Origin of the sequence: Corynebacterium sp. HMSC056E09 (assembly GCF_001813425.1) — a bacterium.
Lineage (GTDB): Bacteria > Actinomycetota > Actinomycetes > Mycobacteriales > Mycobacteriaceae > Corynebacterium > Corynebacterium hesseae.
The window spans coordinates 303,645-322,104 of sequence record NZ_KV812513.1; the positions used below are offsets into that span (position 1 = coordinate 303,645).

Consider the following 18,460-nt stretch of genomic DNA (forward strand, 5'->3'; position numbering starts at 1 on the left):
AGCCCCTCATCACAGGGCTGTGAGCGTCCGCAGAATGTGCAGTCATTCAGTCCCCACGAGAATAGGGAGGCATTTAATGTCCCAGCAGACCAACGCTCAGGTCACCATCACCGGCCGCAACGTGGAGGTTCCGGAGCACTTCCAGGATCGCGTCACTGAAAAGCTGGCCAAGATCGAGCGTCTTGATCCGACCCTGACGTTCTTCCACGTGGAGCTGCAGCACGAGCCGAACCCGCGCCGCGAGTCCGAGGCTGAGCGCCTGCAGATCACCGCCACCGGTAAGGGCCACATCGCACGCGCCGAGGCCAAGGAAGATTCCTTCTACGCGGCGCTCGAAACCGCCCTGGGCAAGATGGAGCGCTCCCTGCGCAAGGTCAAGGTACGTCGCGAGAACGTGAAGTCCGGCCACCGCGCTCAGAAGGGTACTGGTGAGATTGCTGCTGAGCTGGTCGCAGAGGCTGAAGCAGCCAAGCCGGCCAAGGAAGAGCGCTACATCGACCCCTACGCAGAGACCGTCGAGGACGTTCGCCCGGGCCAGGTTGTGCGCTTCAAGGAGCACCCAGCTACCCCGATGTCTGTTGATGATGCACTCAGCGAGATGGAGCTGGTTGGTCACGACTTCTACCTCTTCATCAACGAAGAGAACAACAAGCCTTCCGTGGTCTACCGCCGCCACGCATTCGACTACGGTCTCATCTCCCTGACGGATGCTGATGCTTAAGGCCTAAGCCTTCAAGGGCCTAGCGCCCCAACCCACAGGCTCCCTGCCCCGCAGCGCACGCGCGCAGCAGGGCAGGGAGCCTTCTTATGCCTCTATTAACATCTATTAATCCCTGTCTGCTGAGCTTTGCGTGGGGAGGAGGCCGCAAGAGGGGCGCGGGGCAGTGGCCGGATTCGCACTTTGGGTTGGGTGGCGAATCATTACAGAAAAGCTAGTGAGTACAATGGCGACGAGTTAACTTATTTGTCGCGACAAGAAGGATTATCTAGACGTGTTTGGACTTTCCAAGCTGCTCCGTGCCGGTGAGGGACGCACCGTCAAGCGCCTGGCTAAAATTGCAGATGATGTTATTGCCCTAGAAGATAAATTCGCGGCGCTGTCGGATGATGAGCTAAAGGCTAAGACCGACGAGTTTAAGAAGCGCCTGGCGGACGGCGAGAAGATGAATGACATTCTTCTCGAAGCCTTTGCCACCGTGCGTGAGGCAGCCTGGCGAGTGCTCGACCAGAAGCACTACAAGGTGCAGATCATGGGCGGTGCAGCCCTGCACTTCGGCAACGTCGCCGAGATGCGCACCGGTGAGGGCAAGACCCTGACCTCCTTGCTGCCGGCCTACCTCAATGCGCTGGAGGGCAAGGGCGTGCACATCGTGACGGTCAACGATTACCTGGCCAAGCGTGACGCCGAGATGATGGGCCGTGTCCACCGCTGGCTGGGGCTTACCGTGGGCGTCATCCTTTCTGAGATGCGCCCTGCGGATCGCAAGGAAGCATATGCGTGCGATATTACGTACGGCACCAACAACGAGCTGGGCTTTGACTACCTCCGCGACAACATGGTCCGCTCGCTCAATGACACGGTCCAGCGCGGCCATAATTTCTGCATCGTGGATGAGGTTGACTCCATCCTTATCGATGAGGCCCGTACCCCGCTCATCATTTCCGGTCCGGTTGACGGCTCCTCCCAGTTCTACGGCGTCTTCTCCCAGCTGGCGCCGAAGATGCGCGAAGGCATCCACTACGAGGTGGACCACAAGAAGCGCACCATCGGTGTGCTGGAGGAAGGCGTGGAATTCGTTGAGGACCAGCTGGGCATTGAGAACCTCTACGCCCCAGAGCATTCCCAGCTGGTGTCCTACCTCAACAACGCCCTGAAGGCCAAGGAGCTTTTCACCCGTGATAAGGACTACATCGTCCGCAACGGCGAGGTTCTCATCGTGGATAGCTTCACCGGTCGCGTGCTTGCTGGCCGTCGCTATAACGAGGGCATGCACCAGGCCATTGAGGCTAAGGAAGATGTGGAGATTAAGAACGAGAACCAGACTCTGGCCACCGTTACGCTCCAGAACTACTTCCGCCTGTACGAGAAGATTTCCGGCATGACCGGTACCGCAGAGACCGAGGCAGCCGAGCTGCACTCCATCTATGGTCTGGATGTGGTTCCGATTCCGACGAACAAGCCGAACCAACGTATCGACCACTCCGACCGTATCTACAAGACCCAAGAGGCGAAGTTCGCCGCGGTGGTTGATGACATTGAGGAACACGTCGCCGAAGGCCAGCCGGTGCTGGTGGGTACAACCTCGGTGGAGCGCTCCGAATACCTCTCCCAGTTGTTGAGCAAGCGCGGGATCAAGCACTCGGTGCTTAACGCCAAGCACCACGAGGAAGAGGGCCAGATCGTCGCCCGTGCCGGTCGCCCCGGCACCGTTACCGTAGCCACCAACATGGCTGGCCGTGGTACCGATATCGTGCTCGGCGGTAACCCCGAGGTCATCCTGGATGAAAAGCTGCGCGATCGCGGCCTCGATCCCTTCGAAGATGAAGAGAAGTACCAGGAGGCCTGGGACGCCGAAATCGATCGCGAAAAGGAACACTCCAAGAAGCTGGGTGACCAGGTCCGCGAGGCCGGCGGACTGTACGTGCTGGGCACCGAGCGTCACGAGTCGCGTCGTATTGATAACCAGCTGCGCGGCCGTACCGGACGCCAGGGTGACCCGGGCGAGACCCGCTTCTACCTGTCCATGCGTGATGAGCTCATGGTGCGCTTCGTGGGCCAGTCCATGGAGAACATGATGAACCGCCTCAATGTGCCGGATGACGTGCCAATTGAGGCCAAGATGGTGTCCAACTCTATTAAGGGCGCACAGGCGCAGGTCGAGAACCAGAACTTTGAGATGCGTAAGAACGTGCTCAAGTACGACGAGGTGCTGAACGAACAGCGCAAGGTGGTTTACGCTACCCGCCACGACATCCTTGAGGCCAGCGACATCAAGGACAACATCCGCGAGATGATCGACGACACCGTGTCTGCCTACGTGGCGGGTGCTACGGCCACCGGCTATGTGGAGGACTGGAACCTCGACGAGCTGTGGAATGCCTTGGAGTCCCTGTATGGGCCGACCAAGACGCATGAGGAGCTTGTCGACGGTACCGAGTACGGCTCCGCCGGCGAAATCTCCGCCGAGCAGCTGCGCGATGCACTGGTGGCTGATGCCAACTCCGAGTACGACAAACTTGAAGAGTCCGTCAGCGGCATCGGCGGCGAGAGCCAGATGCGCAATGCAGAACGCATGATCATCTTGCCGATCATTGATCAGAAGTGGCGTGAGCACCTCTATGAGATGGACTACCTCAAGGAGGGCATTGGACTGCGTGCAATGGCACAACGTGATCCTCTGGTGGAATACCAGAAGGAGGGCGGCGACATGTTCAACGCCATGAACGAAGCTGTGAAGGAAGAAACTGTGCGCCAGCTGTTTATGTTGCGTAAACAGTTCAAGGCTCAGGAAGAGGCGAACGCCGCGGACGAGGCGGAAGCCTAGTAAATGCCAACATCACAGCGTTATTGAGCGCTGAGGTGCAGCGAGGCGCCGTGTGGGAAGTGCTCCCCGCGGCGTCTTTTTTATTGGAGGCACTTAGGTATATACTGGCAAATTAGTAATTATTATTCTTCGGAGGTTGAGTGAGTATGCGCCGCTTGTCTGTGCGAGTAGGTCTATCCGTGTTCGCATCTGCCACCCTGCTGGGTGGCGGCGCGGCTGCATCTGCTGTGGAGCTTGCTCCCGAAGAACACTGCCAGCTCTCTTCTGTCTTGAGCTCGCAGGGAGATGAATCCGCCAAGGACACGGTACTCAGCTCCCAGGACATTGTTCCCACCGAGTGTGGCGCAGTGGCCACGCCGGAAAGTGCGGAAGAATCCACCAAGAAATCACCGGTAGTGGGGGCCACGATGTTCGGCGGTATCAGTTTGGCTTTGGTGAGTGCTTCCGCTGCATTCGCGGGCATCGACTGGACGCCAATCTTGATCAAGCTGGGGTCGCTTTTCTAAACTTCCGGCTCCCCATTGCCGTGGGGATGCATGCCGACTGAAAGCAACCGGAAGGAACTCAGGTGCCGTCCAACGGCGGCGCCGGTAAAGGCGCGTCGCGTCGATCCCATCAGCACCGAGCCGAAGAACTCGCCATTCGAGCGCGCATGCAAGCTACGCAGCGCCATCCCTCCGCGCCACTCCGAAGACGCCTGGGCCTTCCGCCAAGCACGGACATGGTTTGCAATTTCCGGTGCAAAACGTGGGTTGTTGAGATGACTCAAAGGCCGCAGCGCGGCGGCAACTTCTAGAACTATGACTACAAGCCCGTGGATCTCTTTCCGCGTAGCGAGGTCACCCGCAGTAGGTTGACGCTCGTAGCGGATACGTTGTGGGGCGACATACAGCTGCAAATGGCTCATGCCAGGGATGGGGGTGTACATGGGGATCGCGTCCTCTTCCGCGATAAGCGGGGCGGAGGAGTGCACGAAGGCTAGGTTCGGGGCGGGCGCGGTGAAGGAAGGTGGACGCACGTTCATTGTGCCACGGTAGGCCTATATGCGGCTAGAGCACTGCAGTGCATAAGCCGGTGAGAGCGGGCAGGCGGTATGTTCGCTATACTTTCGGACGATAAACACAGTTCAATGCGAAGGGTAGATAATATGCGTGGACTCATCGTCGATTTTGTAGGCGTTCTTGACGGCACCGAAGAAGACGTCAAGCGCTGGCGGGATCTGTTCGCCGCCGCGAAATCAAACGGAGTTGCCACCGCAATCCTTTCCAACGATCCGGGCGGCCCGGGCGCTGAGCACATTCGTGAGTGGGAATACCGCGGCATCGTTGATGCCGTTGTGCTTTCTGGTGAGGTCGGCGCTGAGAAGCCGGAGCGCGCTGCTTTCCAAGCCGCAGCGGATGCCATTGATCTGCCGATTAATGACTGTGTCATGGTGGATGACTCCATCGTTAACGTACGTGCGGCGGTGGAAAACGGCATGGTCGGCATGCTCTACACCGTCTTCGACCGCACGAGCGTAGAGGTTCAGGCAGTCTTCGACATTGAAGGTGAGTTCTAAGTGTCGAAGGATGTGCGCGTCTTCCTGCCGGCAACCTTTTCCATGTTGGCTGAGCTCGAGGAAACCGGCCAGCTTACTGCCCGCAGCGGCTGGGGTTTTGCGCTAACCCCCGCGCTGCGCGAGTTCTACACCGAGGGTGACGAGGAAGAGATCGAATACTCCGCTTTCCTCGAAGCATCTATGGCTTCGCTGAGGCTCTTGGCTATCGGTGATGAGGAGAAGTTTCCGCACCGCCGAGTCGTCATTTCCGTCGACGTGGACGAGTCCGTGGTGACCCCGAAGCCGGACATGGGGGAACCGGTCGTGGCGCTGGATCCCGCGACCATCACGAAGGACAATCTTCAGGCCATCCACGTGGACATCGAAGAGTCCGAAGCCACTACTGCCAAGGCTATCGACGCCATCGATAACGCCGACCTTGGTGACGAAGATGCTGAGCTCGCCGTCGGTGATGCCCTGGATAATTTCATGGCCTTCTATGACCCGACCGAATTGCCTATCCTCGTGGAGCTTCTCTAAGCATTTTCTGGGCTTTCATCGCCGTGGGCTCATGCATGGTGCTAATCTGAGCCTTTATTGTCGTCGCCAGAAAAGGAGCACCACCATGAAGGCAACTCGCTTTGCTAGCCTTGTCACCGCTGCGGCCCTGAGCACCGCATCTCTCGTCTCAGCGCCAGCTGCCGGAGCTGAGGAAGCAGTAGCGCCGACAGTGCAGACTAACCAGACCGCGCAGGGGAGCTCTCTTCAAGGAACTGCTAACAACAAACCGGACCCCAGCAATCCGGACCCCGACATGGCCGTGATGCCTAAGACTCCGTGGCTGCGAATTCTTGAGGGTTCCTCGCAGGGGCCGGCAGGCGTTATTATCGCCATCCTTTTCGGCATCGTGAGCATCGGTCTGGCCGCGTACAAGGAGTTCGGTGATTACCTGCCCAAGCTGGGCTAAATGCTGATAGCCTGCAGGGGTAATAGTCAGCCTGATCGAAAGGTCCCCTCAGCATGTCTTCCTCTCGTCTTCGCCGGGTAGTTGCCGTCTCTACCGTGTCTGTTGCTGTCCTAGCCAGCGGTGTCGTTGCCCCCACGGCCGGAGCCGTGACCACTTCCATCAAGGATGAAAAGTGCACCATTACCTTGAGCGAGGAGGAGGCGAGCGATCTTAAGAATGCGGAGTCGAAGGACAACGATGTCGATAGCAGCCTGCTGAAGGATGGCCTTAAGATTCTTCCCAAGGACGCCGAAAAGCGTGCACGTGACGTGGAGAATCAGTCGGAAGAGCTCTACCGTGCCCTAGCTGGCTATGAGGTAGATGCTGAACTCGGTGGTGAGGAATCCGCCAAGCGCGCCAAGAACAACATTGCGGTGGCGGAGACCTTCCGCAAGATTGCACCCGACTACGTTAAAGCTCTCAACGCCTGTGCGAAGAAAGAAGAGCTCAATAAGGAACAAGAAGGCGGTGGCAACACCTCCTCCAACATTGACACGGGCGGCGCTGTCATCCTCGGGGTTTCCGGTGGCTTGGCCGTGATCCTCATGGCTCTTCGCGCGGCAGGCCCCTACCTGAAGACCGTCCTGCCGCCGCAGCTGACGGCAATGCTCCCGATCTAAAGCCTCGGTGCCTTAAGAACGCGCAAGCCCCTTCCTATAGGAAGCTTCGGGCTTAAGGCCCTATAGGCCTTAAGCCCAGTCAACATTGGTGCGCAGGGACGCCAGCAGGGTGCGCACTGCATCGCGACGGCGCGCAGAAGCCGTGCCCTCTTCGATGCGTAGGTCGAGCCCGCATTCGGGGTCCGCGGGTGGCCCGGCATGCGTGCAGCCACGCGGGCAGTCCTCGATGGCTTCGGCAAGATCGTCGAAGACCTCAATAACGTTTTCCGCGTCAATGTGGGCTAAGCCGAAGGAGCGGATGCCGGGGGTGTCAATGATCCAGCCGCCGTGTGGTGTGCTTCCTTCAGCGGGCAAACGCAACGCTACCGACTGCGTCGACGTGTGCCGGCCCTTGCCCACGGCGGAAACCTCGCCGGTCTCCCGGTTGGCATCCGGAACAAGCCGGTTCACCAGGGTGGACTTTCCCACGCCCGAGTGGCCGATGAGGGCGGTGACGTGGCCGTCGATTGCCGCACAGACTTGCTCTAGCCCGTCGTCGACGCCAGCCTCCACCACGGTGACATCCAGATCCGCAAACTCCTGTGCAAACGGGGTGGGATCAGTGAGGTCTGTCTTCGTCAGACACAGCACCGGCTGGATATTTCCGGCAAAGGCAGCGATCAAAGCACGCTCCACGAACCCGGAGCGCGGCGGCGGATCGGCCACGGCGCTCACGATGAGTAGGCGGTCGGCGTTTGCTACCACGATGCGCTCATAAGGGTCGGTGTCATCTGCGGTGCGCCGGAGGACGGAGCGGCGCTCCTCGAGCTTCACGATGCGTGCGAGGGTGTCTTTCTTACCCGAGGTATCGCCTACGACGCCGACCCGATCACCAACCTCGACCGGAGTGCGGCCCATTTCGCGGGCGCGCATAGCGGTAACCACGGGGCCGTCGTTATCAAGCGCGACACCCCAGCGCCCGCGGTCTTTGGTGATGACCATGCCAAACTTGGCATCCTTGTGCTTCGGGCGGTCCTTCGTGCGCGGTCGCGACCCCTTTCCGGGCCGGATGCGGACGTCGGATTCGTCGTAGCTACTTGCGCGCCTAGCCACGGATCATGGCCTCCCACATATCAGCAAAGCCAGGCAGAGTCTTGGACGTGGTGTCAATATCCTCGACCTGGACGCCGTCAACGGCCAACCCGATAATGGCTCCGGCTGTCGCCATGCGGTGATCCGCATAGGAATGCCATACCCCGCCGTGGAGTGGGGCAGGGGTGATGCGGAGGCCGTCGTCAAGTTCGGTGACGTTGCCACCAAGGGCGTTGATCTCCGCAGCGAGAGCCGCCAGGCGGTCCGTCTCGTGGCCACGCAGGTGTGCGATGCCAGTCAGCGTCGACGGGGTGGAAGCTAGCGCGCAGAGCGCAGCCACAGTGGGGGTGAGCTCACCGATATCGCCCATGTCGAGATCGATGCCGCGCAGGCTGCGCAAGCCTTCCTGCGGGCCGGTCACCTTTAGGTAAGACTCTTCGCCGGGAGCCTGGGGGACATACTCGACCTTCGCGCCCATCTGCTCCAGGATGCCTCGGAAGGCATCACCCGGCTGGTGGGTTTCCTCCGGCCAGTTCGGAATGCTCACGCTGCCGCCAGAGACGGCGGCAGCGGCAAGGAACGGAGTGGCGTTGGAAAGATCCGGTTCAATGCGCCACTCGCGGCCTTCAATCTCACCATGGCGCACGTCCCAGGTGTCCTCGCCCACCTCGACGTGGACACCGGCTTCGCGCAGCATACCGACGGTCATCAGGATGTGTGGCTGGGAGGGCACTGTGCCGCCTTCGTGGCGCACGATCAGTCCATTGCGGTAGTGTGCGCCGGCTAGGAGCAGACCGGAGACGAACTGGGAGGAGGCGGACGCATCGATGGTGACCTCGCCGCCCTCCGGAACGCCGTGGGGGGTGATGGTCAGCGGCAGGCTGTCGCCCACAATGTCCACGCCCAGCTCACGCAGAGCCGCGGTCATCGTGGACATGGGGCGATTGCGGGCATAAGGGTCACCGTCGATGACAACGGGGCCATCCGCTAGCGCTGCCACCGGTGGTAAAAAGCGCATAATTGTGCCGGCTAGGCCGCAATCTACCTTCGCTCCATGCAGCTTTCCGGGAGTCACATGAAGATGCGAGCCTTGTTCGGAGATACCCACGCCCATGGCCTGCAAGGCCTCCTTCATCAGGTTGGTATCGCGGGAGACCAGCGGGTGATAGACGATAGACGGGGAGTCAGCCAGCGCAGCAAGGATGAGGGCGCGGTTGGTCATCGATTTTGACCCGGGGAGGTTTTGCGCCCAGGACAATGGCCCAGACGGTTGGGGTGCGCTCCAGAATTCAGACATGTAGTCCATAATAAAGGGCATGTGCGGAAGATTTGTTCTGTTCACCGAGTCCCTACTGGAACAAGTAGGCGCGTGGGAGTCCATCACGGAGGTCCACGCACCGGAAGGTCTGCCACCGGCGCGGTATAACATCGCCCCAACCCAGACCATCGCCATCGTCCGAGTTGAGGAGCATACCGCTCGCGTGGAACCTGCGCGTTGGGGGCTTATTCCGCACTGGAAGAAAGATCTGGACGGCCCGCCGCTATTCAATGCACGCGCGGAGACCGTGGCGAAGAAACCCTCCTTCCGCGATGCCTTCAAGGCACAGCGCTGCGTCATCCCGCTGGACGGCTATTACGAGTGGAAGGCTGGGGAGGACAAGAAATCCAAGAAGCAGCCTTATTACGTCACCGGCCCTGATGGCCTGCTGTGGGCAGCAGGGCTATGGGCCACGGGCATGGATAGGCTGTCGGCCACGATGGTGACCACGGTTGCCACGGAGGAGATGGCATGGCTGCACCACCGGCTGCCCAAGTTTTTGACCACGGAGGAAATCGCGCCCTGGCTGGCGGGGGAGGCGCTTCTGGAGCCGAGCACCGTGCGGGGCTTTCAGGCACGCCCCGCGGACCCGGCGGTGGGCAATGTGTGCAACGACTACGCAGAGCTTATCGACGAACCACCGTCGACCACCTTGTTCTAACTCGCCCGGCGACCGGCTAACGCCGGTGGAATCTGCCAGACATGTGGTTGGATACTGGTATGGACAGAAGGCATATTGTCGACCGATTGTCGGATGCTCGCATGCAACCGTTTTTGGATGAGTGTGGCGGGAACTGTAAGCGCGCGCTGGCGTTATATGGATGGCATGCAGAGTTATCGTCTGCTGTTAAAGATGTTTTGGCGTTAACAGAAATCTTTCTGAGAAACGCAATTGACAAGGAATTGCTTGCTTGGAACGCCCGTAATAATGGTCCTCAAAGCTGGCTACTTGATCCGCCTCCTCGCCCCTTGCGTTCGATTGTCGGCTCCCAGAGGGAAAGGGCGATTAAGCGTGCACAAGCAGCGGTAGATTGCCGTCCTTCATCTCATCCTCGTCACGGTTGTGCTATCACTCATGATGATGTGCTTTCCCATACGACTTTCGGTCTTTGGCGTACGCTACTACCGAATCATCACCCTAATGCTAATCATGCTGCACCCGAGAATGTAGGACGACAAGTTTTATGGAATCAGGCTATTAAGTCTGCGTTCCCTAACGTGACCGACCCCGACGGATCGATTACGTATTGGAACGTATCGCACTGTAACGATTTGCGTAATAAAGTCGCTCACATGGACAGTCTTCTGAATGTGAACGTGATTGTCGAATCGCGGAGAGCGTTTGAATTGATTGATTCGATGGATCATCAAATTGCAACGTGGGTGTCGTCCCGAAGCCAGGTATCAAAGGTATTTAATAAGCGTCCTGGTCAATAAAAAAGAGCCATCTGGCGCATACGTCCAGAAGACCCTTTTTAGTCATAGCAAGGGACCATGTCCTTGCTTTCTGACTCTGACTATAGGTGGCACGTCCCCGTGATGTCAAGATTTTTGACTAGTACGGCTATTCCACCGCCGTAAACGTCCAAAAAGCCACTAGACATCACAGTTCTAGCGCGTGAGGTTTAGGCGGCGAGCACGTCAGCGAAGGAAAGGTCGAGTACACGAGGGAGATCCTCCGGGTTCATCTCGATGTCGAGTCCCCGTTTGCCGCCGGAGAAAAAGATGGTGTCGAAAAGCAGTGCCGTTTCATCAACCACTGTCGGGAGGATGTGCTTGTGTCCCAGCGGGGAGATGCCGCCGGGGATGTAGCCGGAGGATTTGGAGGCGTCGGCAGGCGCGGCCATCGTGGCCTTAGAAGCGCCGAAGGCAGCGGCGGCCTTCTTGAGGCTGAGCTGGTAGGTAACCGGAAGGACGCACACGGCGAGCTGGCGCTTGGGGCCTTTGCCGGCGCTCAGGTCGATGACGAGGGTTTTGAAGATGCGCTCAGGCTCGACGTCGAGCGCCGCCGCGGCCGCGTCGCCGAAGTGCTCGCGGCCACCGTCGAAGGTGGAGACACTGTGGTCGATTCCTGCCTCTTCGAGGATTTTGAGAGCGGGGGTAGCGGCGTGCGGGGTCTTCTTGGCCATAGAATCCACCCTAGTCCGGAGCGCTAGGATGGTGAGCATGGCCACCGAAACGACGAGCGAGACGCTTCAGAAACAGCGATTGTTTGAGGAGCAAGCCTTGCCCTTGCTGGACCAACTGTACGGCGGAGCGATGCGCCTAACGCGCAACCCCCAGGATGCAGAGGATCTCATCCAGGAGACCTACCTCAAGGCCTATAGCAACTTTGATTCCTTCAAACAGGGGACGAATCTCAAGGCCTGGCTGTATCGCATCATGACGAATACCTACATCAACTCCTACCGGAAGGCCAAGCGCCGTCCGCTGGAATCCTCAGCGGATGAGCTGAGCGACTTTCAGCTGTATACCACGGCCGGGCATGACTCCACGGGCTTGGAATCGGCGGAGGTCGAGGCCCTCAAGCAGATGCCGGATTCGGAGATTTCCGAGGCCATGAATGACCTACCGGAGGACTACCGCATGGTGGTGTACTACGCGGATGTAGTGGGCCTGGCCTATAAGGAAATCGCGGATGTGATGGGTACACCGTTGGGAACGGTGATGAGCCGCCTCCACCGCGGAAGAAAACTGCTTCGCGAGGCGTTGAAGGACGTAGCACGAGAAAAAGGCATTGGTCGCAACCACCCAGAGATGGAGGAGAAGTAATGGAACGCGCAACAGGACGCAATTGCGGTGCGTGTAACTCTCCGGAGGTTGAAGCGCTCTTTAGGGAGCTGTTCGATGAATCGACGAGCTACGCGCGAGCTATGGCAATCCGCGAGCATCTTGCGCAGTGCGATGCCTGCCAGCAACGCCTTGAGAGCGAGGAAGTAGTTCGGGCACTCGTACGCAAGTGCTGTGGGGGACAGGCCGCGCCGCAGTCGCTGCGCCAGCGCATTAGCGTGCAGATTACGAGGACTGAAATTACCTGGGGATAAGCAAAGGACTCGTTCCCGCCCACGGTGGTGGGGTGAGGAACGAGCCCTGAATGCTGACGTTATGCGTTAGGACGCTTGCCGCGGTTAGCGGACTTCTTGCGGCGATCCTTGCGCTTACGGCCACGCTTGCTCATCGCGTACTCCTTCTGTTAAGGGTAAATGAACTTATTCAACTGTAGCGGCAGGGTATGCCTGGGTGTTAATCGGGGGTGTGTCTGTTTAGGCAGATACGCGGGCACGGCCGCGGCTGCGGTTGCGGCGCTTGATAGCGCGGCGCTCCTCCTCAGAAAGGCCGCCCCACACGCCGGCATCCTGGCCGGACTCGAGGGCCCACTTGAGGCAGGAAGAGGCAACTGGGCAGCGGTTGCAGACCAGCTTGGCCTTAGCGATCTGGGTGAGTGCGGGGCCGGAGTTACCGACAGGGAAGAAGAGCTCCGGGTCCTCGTCGCGGCAAACGGCTTCGTGGCGCCAATCCATGATTGAAATCTCCTAACAAATTTTTGACAGCAGTGGGCGAAGTAGGCGCACCAAGGGCAGTCCACGGTGGTGAACTGAACTGAGTGCTACTGGGTGTAAGTGGACTGGTCTGCGGTCAGTGGGGCCCTGTCTCGAGTTAGGGCCAGCGTCGACGCCGCCGTGGTTCACTTTCTGTTAACTCGAAGGATTCTCCGGGTTAAGAACTGATTTAACAGCTCGTTGTTTTTGCTACCTGAGAATAATGACACGTTTACTCAAAGTCCGCTAGGGGTAAAGGGAGAAAAGTGTCCAACGTCACTAAATAAATTCTTCCAATTTGCACTTTTCTAATGGGTGGGCGGCTGTAAGAAACCTGTCAGTAGCGTCTCTACCTGCGGCGACGGGGAGATTGGGGTGAGTGTGGTGACCTGGATCGCGTCAAATCCAGATCCTCCTCGCTGCCCCCGAAAACACAGCAGGAGGAAAGCCGAAGCTGAGTACAGGACGTGCGAGTACCGCGGCGGCCGAATTGGCAGAGGGTGAAGCTTTGGCGTGGAGACTGCCTAAACCATGGGGCAGGGAAGTAGACTAAACGCCCGTGAATAAGAAGAAGAACCAGCCCTCAACGACACCTGACCGAGCTGCCGGAAACCGTGCACCGCGTACGGTGATGGCGGCTGCCGGCATCGCCGTGGTCCAATCCATCGCGGTTATCATTTTCGGCATCTTCCTCATCGTCCGTGAGGTTGCTGGAGCTGAGAACGGCTCCATGGTGTCCGATTCCGGCGCATCGAGCTTCGTGGGCCTGGGCACTGCCATCTTCATCTTTATCGTGTTCGGCTTTGTCATCGTCGGCTCGTGGGCCTTCGTCAAAGGCAAACGCTGGGGCCGCGGAGCCATCGTGCTGGTGGAATTCATCCTGGGCGCCATGGCTTTTCAGATGTTTAACGGCGGCTCAGCGCTGCTAGGCATCGTGACCTTGGCAAGCGCCGGGCTCGTCCTATACCTGCTTATGGCGCGGCCCGAGACGGCGCAGTGGGCTGAAAGCCACTTTTAGTAGGGCATGTCTAGGCGGCGGTGAGCGCCACAGCGGTGTCGCCGCGCTGCTCAACGATGACCGTGCCCGCTAGCGTTAGCGAAATCGGGCCGGAATAGCCGTCACGGTCAACGGGGATGGTCTTCTCGGTTTTCCCGGTAGACCAGTTCACCACGTCGATCCCCTCCTCAGTGGGGACGAGTAGGCGTTCGTCGACCGCGACGCCGGTTCCCACCGCTTGCTCGAGAATGTGATCCACCTTGAGCTCTGTAGGGGTAAAGAGATAAAGACGCTCGCCGTCGAACCACGACATGTGGTGCGGCAGATCCGCAATCGCGGGCGCAAAGGGGGACGCGGCGTTGGTGATGGACTTCGAAGGCTCAACGTCCGTGGAAGACAGTGTTTCACCTTCAAAGCTATAAGAGACGATGCGCGGTGAATCGCCGGGGAGGAAGACCGCGGCTGCCTCTTGGCCGTAGGCGATGAGGCGCGCACCAGGATCCTCAATTTCGATGTCCTTTGTAATTTCCGGAGAACGGGAATCCTCAGGAGTGGCATTTTGGATGCGCAGCCACGTGGAGTCTGGGGAATCTGGGCAGGTTTCGGTGATACCCAGTGTTTCGGTGCGGGTCAGCGCTGAGGTGATGGCGCAGTCCTCGTGGGGCTGGAGGTTTGGCTCCTGTTTGGCGTCGACATCACCGTACTCAACCGAGCGCACAAGATCCGAGCGCCAGAGCTCTACGCGCTCTGCGGAAACGGTGCCCACGCGGTCATTCGACATGATGGGGACCACCTCCTCGGAATTGCGGGCGCTGCGGGTATCGGAGTATTGGCCGGTGGCGGCATCGATCGCCACTACATCGCCGCAACCATTGCCTGCGTCATAGGAAGCCACAATTTTGTTCCACGCTGTGGTGAGCGAACACAGGTCGGCATCGCGGCGTTGATAGGTCCACACTTCGTCGCCGGAGGCGTTCGAAGCGCTGAGCATATCGCCGTCATGGGTGATTAACAGGCCGCTGGAGGATACCGCGCGAGCCTGTCCCGGCACGAGAGTGTTGGGAAGGCTGAAGGCTTCGGTGAGGGAGCTCGGGATGGCATCGAGAAGCGCCGGTTCATCGCCGGACGCGGCGTCCACCGCCGGGGTGAGCTCCGCCTTATGAATGGGTGCGGTGATGACCGCGCCGCCGATGGCGATGGCGCAGACCGCACTGATCGCGCCCACGGCAATCCAGTCCGCCTTCGTGGAGCGCAGGATGGGAGCCTTCTTCGACGAGTCGACCTTTGCCCGGGCCTTATCCAGCTGGGATTCCTGGGTGTGCTCGGTGCTCATCGGTGCCCTCCTTGACGGGGATTGCGTTTGCGGGAACGGGTGCGGCGAGAGGCGCGGGCGGAAGCCGCCGAGGAACGCGAGGAGCCTCCACGCGGCGATTCCCCGCGCGAGCCCGAACGCTTCGCTGCGCCCAGCACCTTGGTGGGCGGACCAACGGTGTCAGAAACACCCTCGGGAATATCGAGCGCTTGCGCAAGCTCAGGAGAGGTGCTGAACCACTGTGGCGGCTCGGGCTGGTCCAGAGAAAGCTCATCGTTGATAATCTGCCATTTGCTCAGCTCATCGAAGCCGACGAGCGTTACCGCCGTGCCGGTGTGGCCAGCGCGGCCGGTGCGGCCAATGCGGTGGACAAAGGTCATGGGGTCATCCGGCACCTGATAGTTGATGACATGGGTGACATCATCGACGTCGATGCCGCGAGCGGCGACATCCGTGGCCACGAGTATTTCCACGGTGCCTTCGCGGAAGGCGGAGAGCGAGCGCTCGCGAGCCTTTTGATCCAAATCGCCGTGGACCGCGCCCACGCTAAAGCCGCGCTGCGCTAGCTCGTCTGCGACGGCGGCTGCCGAGCGCTTGGTGCGCGTGAAAATGATGGTGCGCCCGCGGCCTTCTGCCTGCAGGATCTTTCCCAAGACCGCGATTTTGTCCATGCGGTGTGCCTGGAAGGTGACCTTGCGCGTGGAGGAATGGGTCTGTTGGGCGTCGCCGGACTCGGCGCGAATGTGGACCGGCTTGGTGAGGAAGGTGCGGGCCAACGTCACGATGGGCCCGGGCATGGTGGCGGAAAAGAGCATGGTCTGGTGCGGGTTGCCGTGCAGGAGGGAGAGAATCTTCTCAATATCCGGCAGGAAGCCCAAGTCCAGCATCTCATCGGCCTCATCCAGAACCAGAACGCTGACCTGGTCGAAGGACAGGTGCTTCTTCTGGCAGAGATCGAGCAGGCGGCCCGGAGTGCCCACGACGACGTCCGCGCCCCTCTTGATCTGTGTGATCTGCTCTTCATAGGGACGTCCGCCGCACAGGGTGACGACGCTGAGCGGAAGATTAGCGGCAGCAACCTTGAGGTCCCCGCTGACCTGGATGGCCAGCTCACGGGTCGGCGCGATGACCAGTGCACGGGGAGTGCCGTCGAGCTCCGGGATGTCGGCGTCATCGAAAACGCGATCCAGCAACGGCACGCCGAAACCATAGGTCTTGCCCATGCCGGTGCGCGCTTGGCCAATGAGGTCGTGGCCATTCAGGGCGATGGGCAGGGTGAGCTCTTGGATGGCGAAGGTGTGCGTAATCCCGTTCTCAGCGAGGGCATCACAGATCTCTACGGCGACGCCGAGCTCGGCAAAGGTAGGGGATTCGCGGGAATCGCGGGATGATTTCGGGGCAAGCACACCTTGATAGTAGAGGACGTGGCTATAGTGGGGCCATTAGAGCGCCGGGGGCGCAGGCCTCATGGCACGGACTAAAGAACACGATTTAAGGGAGTAGACACCACATGGACATCAAATTTGGCTTCGCCGATACCGCCCGCGAACTGGTCATTCACGCGGATGGTGAGCGAGAAGAGCTGACCCAGACCATCAACAACGCCTTGGGGGAGAACTCCACTCTCGAATTGAAGGACACCAAGGGCCGCACCTATATCGTGCGGACCGAGCGTGTGGTCTACGTGGAAATCGGCACCGTGCGCGCCCACACCGTTGGATTCGCAGGCTAAGTACGCGCTCGCTGCCTCAGCGGGTAGCCTAAATGGCCATGGATAATCCCGCGGAACTTAAGCAGCGCCCACAGTTCGTCTCGGCGGTGGAGCGTTTCGCTCGCGAGTACGGCTGGTGGCGAGTGGTGGCGATCCCCGTCATGGTCGTCATCACGGTGTGGGTGCTGGTTGATGTTTTTCGTTCCCCAGCCCAGGATGCGGAGGTGTCGGCGGCAGGGGAGACGTCGGCAAGCACTGCGGCTGCTGACGCACCCTCCCCCAAGGGGCCTGATCCCGCCAATGCCAGTGCAGTTGCCGCGGCCAAGGATGGCTTGCCCGCCGGCGGTGCCTTCACGGAGCAAGGTGATGAAACCTACCGCGATGCCGGCCCTTCTACTATGCACGCGGGCAAGGGCGGAAAACAGACCATCCGGTTCTCAGTCGAAATCGAAAATGGTGTGGACACCTCCGCCTATGGCGGCGATAGGGCCGTCGTAGCGCTGGTCGACGCCACCCTGGCCGATCCCCGCGGGTGGACCGCCAACGGCGACTTTGAGTTCATCCACGTCAAGGCTGATGACAATCCCGATACGCACATCCGCCTCACCTCGCTGGGGACTACGGCGAAGTTGTGCGGCGCGCAGTTGGAATCAGAAACCTCGTGCCACACCACTATTACCGGGGAGTCCACGGTGAACCTCAACGAGTCTCGCTGGGTCCGGGGCGCTGCACCATTTGAGGGGGATGTGGGCAATTACCGCCAGTACTTGATCAACCACGAGTTTGGCCACGCCATCGGATTCGCCGCGCACCAGCCCTGCGGCGGCGCCGGTAAACTCGCACCGGTCATGATGCAGCAGACGCTGAGCTTGAACAACGCGCAGCTCTTTGAGAAAGAGCCAAACGAGATCTATCCGGATGAGGATGTCACCTGTGAGCCGAACCCCTGGCCCTATCCGACTCCCGCAAGTTCCGATCACACCAAACCCGAGTAAATCGGCCCGAAGCTAAAAGGACTGTTTCCCCAATGCCATTGCCTCCTGAGCCCGTTCTTGCAGCCTTTAACGCTGAGTTCCATCCCCGCAGAACGCAGGGAGAGCTCGTGGGGCCTGCCTGGGATAACGGGATTCGCGTCGGGGATATTGTCTTTGCCGAAGCTCGCGCGTGGACCAGCTGGTCCGCCAAGGTGCGCGAGAAGCTCAGTCTGCCGGGAGCGCGCATTGCCCGCCCGGTGCTGACGGCGGATGGGCGCTACACGGCTGCCGGGTGGAAGGCCACGCAGTTCGTGGAGGGGCAGTTGCGCGGGCGCATTGATGAGACTGCCCAGTTGGCGCTGCGGCTCGATGAGGCCCTAGCGCTGGCGCCATTGCCCACGCTGGATAGGCGCGAAGATGTTTTTGCGCGGGCGGAGAGGGCTGCCTGGGAGGAGAGCGGTGAGGCCTATTCCGATACTGAGCTTGCAGGGCTTCCGCTGGTCACCGCGCACGTGGATGTCCTGGGGACCACGGTGTTCTCCGGGGCTAACCCGCCGGCGCTGACTGATATTGTGCCTTCCGCGGCCCCGCGCCCGGTGGGCTGGTCCGCCGCGGTGGTCATGGTGGATGGCCTCATTGCAGGGGCGGTGGACGATGAGATTTGTGCTCGCTTTGCGTCAGTGCCCGGTATACAGCAGTTGCTCTTGCGTGCTGTGGCGTACCGCCGTTACGTCAATATCCTGCACCCGCGGTCAAAGGCGACCGTGCGTTCGAACATCGAAAGGGTAGAAGCGGCCCTCGTGTCCGCAACATCTGACAGACTGTAGGGC

At 60.0% G+C, this 18,460-nt stretch carries 23 protein-coding genes; 15 read left to right on the forward strand and 8 right to left on the reverse strand.

The window, feature by feature from the left end; genetic code table 11:
- The first annotated feature begins 76 nt into the window (after positions 1 to 76).
- The 3 genes from hpf to HMPREF2912_RS10805 all read left to right on the forward strand — a co-directional run bounded on the left by hpf (position 77) and on the right by HMPREF2912_RS10805 (position 4,051).
- The gene (gene hpf / locus HMPREF2912_RS10795; protein WP_070522571.1) at positions 77 to 721 is read left to right on the forward strand and encodes a ribosome hibernation-promoting factor, HPF/YfiA family; all 645 of its coding nucleotides are present in this window, start codon (positions 77 to 79) and stop codon (positions 719 to 721) included.
- A gap of 271 nt (positions 722 to 992) precedes the next feature.
- Complete coding sequence (gene secA, locus HMPREF2912_RS10800; protein WP_070684137.1) at positions 993 to 3,545, forward strand: preprotein translocase subunit SecA; 2,553 nt, start codon at positions 993 to 995, stop codon at positions 3,543 to 3,545.
- A gap of 179 nt (positions 3,546 to 3,724) precedes the next feature.
- Complete coding sequence (locus HMPREF2912_RS10805) at positions 3,725 to 4,051, forward strand: hypothetical protein (RefSeq protein WP_246816531.1); 327 nt, start codon at positions 3,725 to 3,727, stop codon at positions 4,049 to 4,051.
- On the opposite strand, the gene HMPREF2912_RS10810 is transcribed toward HMPREF2912_RS10805, so the two are convergent.
- Positions 4,048 to 4,569 (reverse strand): hypothetical protein, encoded by a 522-nt coding sequence (locus tag HMPREF2912_RS10810; RefSeq protein ID WP_227486282.1) that lies wholly within the window; start codon positions 4,567 to 4,569, stop codon positions 4,048 to 4,050. The genes HMPREF2912_RS10805 and HMPREF2912_RS10810 overlap by 4 nt on opposite strands.
- 123 nt (positions 4,570 to 4,692) lie before the next feature.
- On the opposite strand from HMPREF2912_RS10810, the gene HMPREF2912_RS10815 reads away from it, so the two are divergent.
- From HMPREF2912_RS10815 to HMPREF2912_RS10830, 4 genes are all read left to right on the forward strand, one after another.
- Positions 4,693 to 5,103 (forward strand): HAD-IA family hydrolase, encoded by a 411-nt coding sequence (locus tag HMPREF2912_RS10815; RefSeq protein ID WP_070522579.1) that lies wholly within the window; start codon positions 4,693 to 4,695, stop codon positions 5,101 to 5,103.
- Positions 5,104 to 5,115: 12 nt separating this feature from the next.
- A complete protein-coding gene (locus HMPREF2912_RS10820) occupies positions 5,116 to 5,622 on the forward strand; it encodes a DUF6912 family protein (protein ID WP_186312152.1) in 507 nt (168 codons plus the stop codon).
- Positions 5,623 to 5,707: 85 nt separating this feature from the next.
- Positions 5,708 to 6,049, forward strand: a complete 342-nt coding sequence (locus HMPREF2912_RS10825; RefSeq protein WP_070597299.1) for a hypothetical protein — start codon at positions 5,708 to 5,710, stop codon at positions 6,047 to 6,049.
- A gap of 53 nt (positions 6,050 to 6,102) precedes the next feature.
- Entirely contained in the window at positions 6,103 to 6,708 is a 606-nt protein-coding gene (locus HMPREF2912_RS10830; protein ID WP_070530833.1) for a hypothetical protein, read from the forward strand.
- A gap of 69 nt (positions 6,709 to 6,777) precedes the next feature.
- Here HMPREF2912_RS10830 and rsgA read toward each other — a convergent pair whose 3' ends face one another.
- Positions 6,778 to 7,800: a ribosome small subunit-dependent GTPase A gene (rsgA, locus tag HMPREF2912_RS10835; RefSeq protein ID WP_070522591.1), complete on the reverse strand. Its 1,023-nt coding sequence runs from the start codon at positions 7,798 to 7,800 to the stop codon at positions 6,778 to 6,780.
- The gene (gene aroA / locus HMPREF2912_RS10840; protein WP_070684141.1) at positions 7,793 to 9,097 is read right to left on the reverse strand and encodes a 3-phosphoshikimate 1-carboxyvinyltransferase; all 1,305 of its coding nucleotides are present in this window, start codon (positions 9,095 to 9,097) and stop codon (positions 7,793 to 7,795) included. Before aroA ends, rsgA begins: the two co-directional genes overlap by 8 nt.
- Here aroA and HMPREF2912_RS10845 point away from each other — a divergent pair.
- Positions 9,096 to 9,758, forward strand: a complete 663-nt coding sequence (locus HMPREF2912_RS10845) for an SOS response-associated peptidase (RefSeq protein WP_070684143.1) — start codon at positions 9,096 to 9,098, stop codon at positions 9,756 to 9,758. The genes aroA and HMPREF2912_RS10845 overlap by 2 nt on opposite strands.
- A 41-nt stretch (positions 9,759 to 9,799) precedes the next feature.
- Entirely contained in the window at positions 9,800 to 10,534 is a 735-nt protein-coding gene (locus HMPREF2912_RS12760) for a hypothetical protein (RefSeq protein ID WP_198531004.1), read from the forward strand.
- A 188-nt stretch (positions 10,535 to 10,722) separates the two neighbouring features.
- Here HMPREF2912_RS12760 and ybaK read toward each other — a convergent pair whose 3' ends face one another.
- A complete protein-coding gene (ybaK, locus tag HMPREF2912_RS10850; RefSeq protein WP_070520181.1) occupies positions 10,723 to 11,226 on the reverse strand; it encodes a Cys-tRNA(Pro) deacylase in 504 nt (167 codons plus the stop codon).
- 37 nt (positions 11,227 to 11,263) lie between these two features.
- On the opposite strand from ybaK, the gene HMPREF2912_RS10855 reads away from it, so the two are divergent.
- Together HMPREF2912_RS10855 and rsrA are read left to right on the forward strand one after the other, a co-directional pair.
- On the forward strand, positions 11,264 to 11,869 hold the full coding sequence (locus HMPREF2912_RS10855; protein WP_070684145.1) for a sigma-70 family RNA polymerase sigma factor: 606 nt from the start codon (positions 11,264 to 11,266) through the stop codon (positions 11,867 to 11,869).
- Entirely contained in the window at positions 11,869 to 12,141 is a 273-nt protein-coding gene (gene rsrA, locus HMPREF2912_RS10860) for a mycothiol system anti-sigma-R factor (RefSeq protein WP_070520186.1), read from the forward strand. Before HMPREF2912_RS10855 ends, rsrA begins: the two co-directional genes overlap by 1 nt.
- Before the next feature lie 59 nt (positions 12,142 to 12,200).
- Here rsrA and HMPREF2912_RS13425 read toward each other — a convergent pair whose 3' ends face one another.
- Positions 12,201 to 12,275, reverse strand: coding sequence for a 50S ribosomal protein bL37 (locus tag HMPREF2912_RS13425; protein ID WP_100227335.1), 75 nt, complete (start codon positions 12,273 to 12,275; stop codon positions 12,201 to 12,203).
- Positions 12,276 to 12,360: 85 nt separating this feature from the next.
- Positions 12,361 to 12,618, reverse strand: coding sequence for a WhiB family transcriptional regulator (locus HMPREF2912_RS10865; protein WP_010189168.1), 258 nt, complete (start codon positions 12,616 to 12,618; stop codon positions 12,361 to 12,363).
- Positions 12,619 to 13,195: 577 nt separating this feature from the next.
- Between HMPREF2912_RS10865 and HMPREF2912_RS10870 the strand changes: the two genes are divergently transcribed.
- Positions 13,196 to 13,654: a hypothetical protein gene (locus HMPREF2912_RS10870; RefSeq protein ID WP_070597307.1), complete on the forward strand. Its 459-nt coding sequence runs from the start codon at positions 13,196 to 13,198 to the stop codon at positions 13,652 to 13,654.
- Positions 13,655 to 13,664: 10 nt separating this feature from the next.
- Here the strand turns inward: HMPREF2912_RS10870 and HMPREF2912_RS10875 are convergent, their stop codons facing one another.
- Positions 13,665 to 14,966, reverse strand: a complete 1,302-nt coding sequence (locus HMPREF2912_RS10875) for an Rv3212 family protein (protein WP_070684147.1) — start codon at positions 14,964 to 14,966, stop codon at positions 13,665 to 13,667.
- The gene (locus HMPREF2912_RS10880; protein WP_070684149.1) at positions 14,963 to 16,351 is read right to left on the reverse strand and encodes a DEAD/DEAH box helicase; all 1,389 of its coding nucleotides are present in this window, start codon (positions 16,349 to 16,351) and stop codon (positions 14,963 to 14,965) included. Before HMPREF2912_RS10880 ends, HMPREF2912_RS10875 begins: the two co-directional genes overlap by 4 nt.
- Before the next feature lie 104 nt (positions 16,352 to 16,455).
- Here HMPREF2912_RS10880 and HMPREF2912_RS10885 point away from each other — a divergent pair, with 104 nt between their 5' ends.
- Genes HMPREF2912_RS10885 through HMPREF2912_RS10895 form a run of 3 tightly spaced genes read left to right on the forward strand, consistent with a single transcriptional unit; the run spans position 16,456 to position 18,457 of the window.
- On the forward strand, positions 16,456 to 16,677 hold the full coding sequence (locus HMPREF2912_RS10885) for a DUF3107 domain-containing protein (RefSeq protein WP_070520196.1): 222 nt from the start codon (positions 16,456 to 16,458) through the stop codon (positions 16,675 to 16,677).
- A gap of 32 nt (positions 16,678 to 16,709) precedes the next feature.
- The gene (locus tag HMPREF2912_RS10890; RefSeq protein ID WP_070684151.1) at positions 16,710 to 17,651 is read left to right on the forward strand and encodes a DUF3152 domain-containing protein; all 942 of its coding nucleotides are present in this window, start codon (positions 16,710 to 16,712) and stop codon (positions 17,649 to 17,651) included.
- Between the two features lie 32 nt (positions 17,652 to 17,683).
- On the forward strand, positions 17,684 to 18,457 hold the full coding sequence (locus tag HMPREF2912_RS10895) for a hypothetical protein (RefSeq protein ID WP_070520200.1): 774 nt from the start codon (positions 17,684 to 17,686) through the stop codon (positions 18,455 to 18,457).
- Positions 18,458 to 18,460 lie beyond the last annotated feature (3 nt).

What these genes read in the sequence shown, in the direction of transcription:
- hpf (WP_070522571.1), top strand. Translation starts at nt 77, where the DNA reads ATGTCCCAGCAGACCAACGCTCAGGTCACCATCACCGGCCGCAACGTG.
- HMPREF2912_RS10810 (WP_227486282.1), bottom strand. Translation starts at nt 4,569, where the DNA reads ATGAACGTGCGTCCACCTTCCTTCACCGCGCCCGCCCCGAACCTAGCC.
- HMPREF2912_RS10815 (WP_070522579.1), top strand. Translation starts at nt 4,693, where the DNA reads ATGCGTGGACTCATCGTCGATTTTGTAGGCGTTCTTGACGGCACCGAA.
- HMPREF2912_RS10825 (WP_070597299.1), top strand. Translation starts at nt 5,708, where the DNA reads ATGAAGGCAACTCGCTTTGCTAGCCTTGTCACCGCTGCGGCCCTGAGC.
- HMPREF2912_RS10830 (WP_070530833.1), top strand. Translation starts at nt 6,103, where the DNA reads ATGTCTTCCTCTCGTCTTCGCCGGGTAGTTGCCGTCTCTACCGTGTCT.
- HMPREF2912_RS10845 (WP_070684143.1), top strand. Translation starts at nt 9,096, where the DNA reads ATGTGCGGAAGATTTGTTCTGTTCACCGAGTCCCTACTGGAACAAGTA.
- aroA (WP_070684141.1), bottom strand. Translation starts at nt 9,097, where the DNA reads ATGCCCTTTATTATGGACTACATGTCTGAATTCTGGAGCGCACCCCAA.
- HMPREF2912_RS12760 (WP_198531004.1), top strand. Translation starts at nt 9,800, where the DNA reads ATGTGGTTGGATACTGGTATGGACAGAAGGCATATTGTCGACCGATTG.
- ybaK (WP_070520181.1), bottom strand. Translation starts at nt 11,226, where the DNA reads ATGGCCAAGAAGACCCCGCACGCCGCTACCCCCGCTCTCAAAATCCTC.
- HMPREF2912_RS10855 (WP_070684145.1), top strand. Translation starts at nt 11,264, where the DNA reads ATGGCCACCGAAACGACGAGCGAGACGCTTCAGAAACAGCGATTGTTT.
- rsrA (WP_070520186.1), top strand. Translation starts at nt 11,869, where the DNA reads ATGGAACGCGCAACAGGACGCAATTGCGGTGCGTGTAACTCTCCGGAG.
- HMPREF2912_RS10865 (WP_010189168.1), bottom strand. Translation starts at nt 12,618, where the DNA reads ATGGATTGGCGCCACGAAGCCGTTTGCCGCGACGAGGACCCGGAGCTC.
- HMPREF2912_RS10875 (WP_070684147.1), bottom strand. Translation starts at nt 14,966, where the DNA reads ATGAGCACCGAGCACACCCAGGAATCCCAGCTGGATAAGGCCCGGGCA.
- HMPREF2912_RS10885 (WP_070520196.1), top strand. Translation starts at nt 16,456, where the DNA reads ATGGACATCAAATTTGGCTTCGCCGATACCGCCCGCGAACTGGTCATT.
- HMPREF2912_RS10890 (WP_070684151.1), top strand. Translation starts at nt 16,710, where the DNA reads ATGGCCATGGATAATCCCGCGGAACTTAAGCAGCGCCCACAGTTCGTC.
- HMPREF2912_RS10895 (WP_070520200.1), top strand. Translation starts at nt 17,684, where the DNA reads ATGCCATTGCCTCCTGAGCCCGTTCTTGCAGCCTTTAACGCTGAGTTC.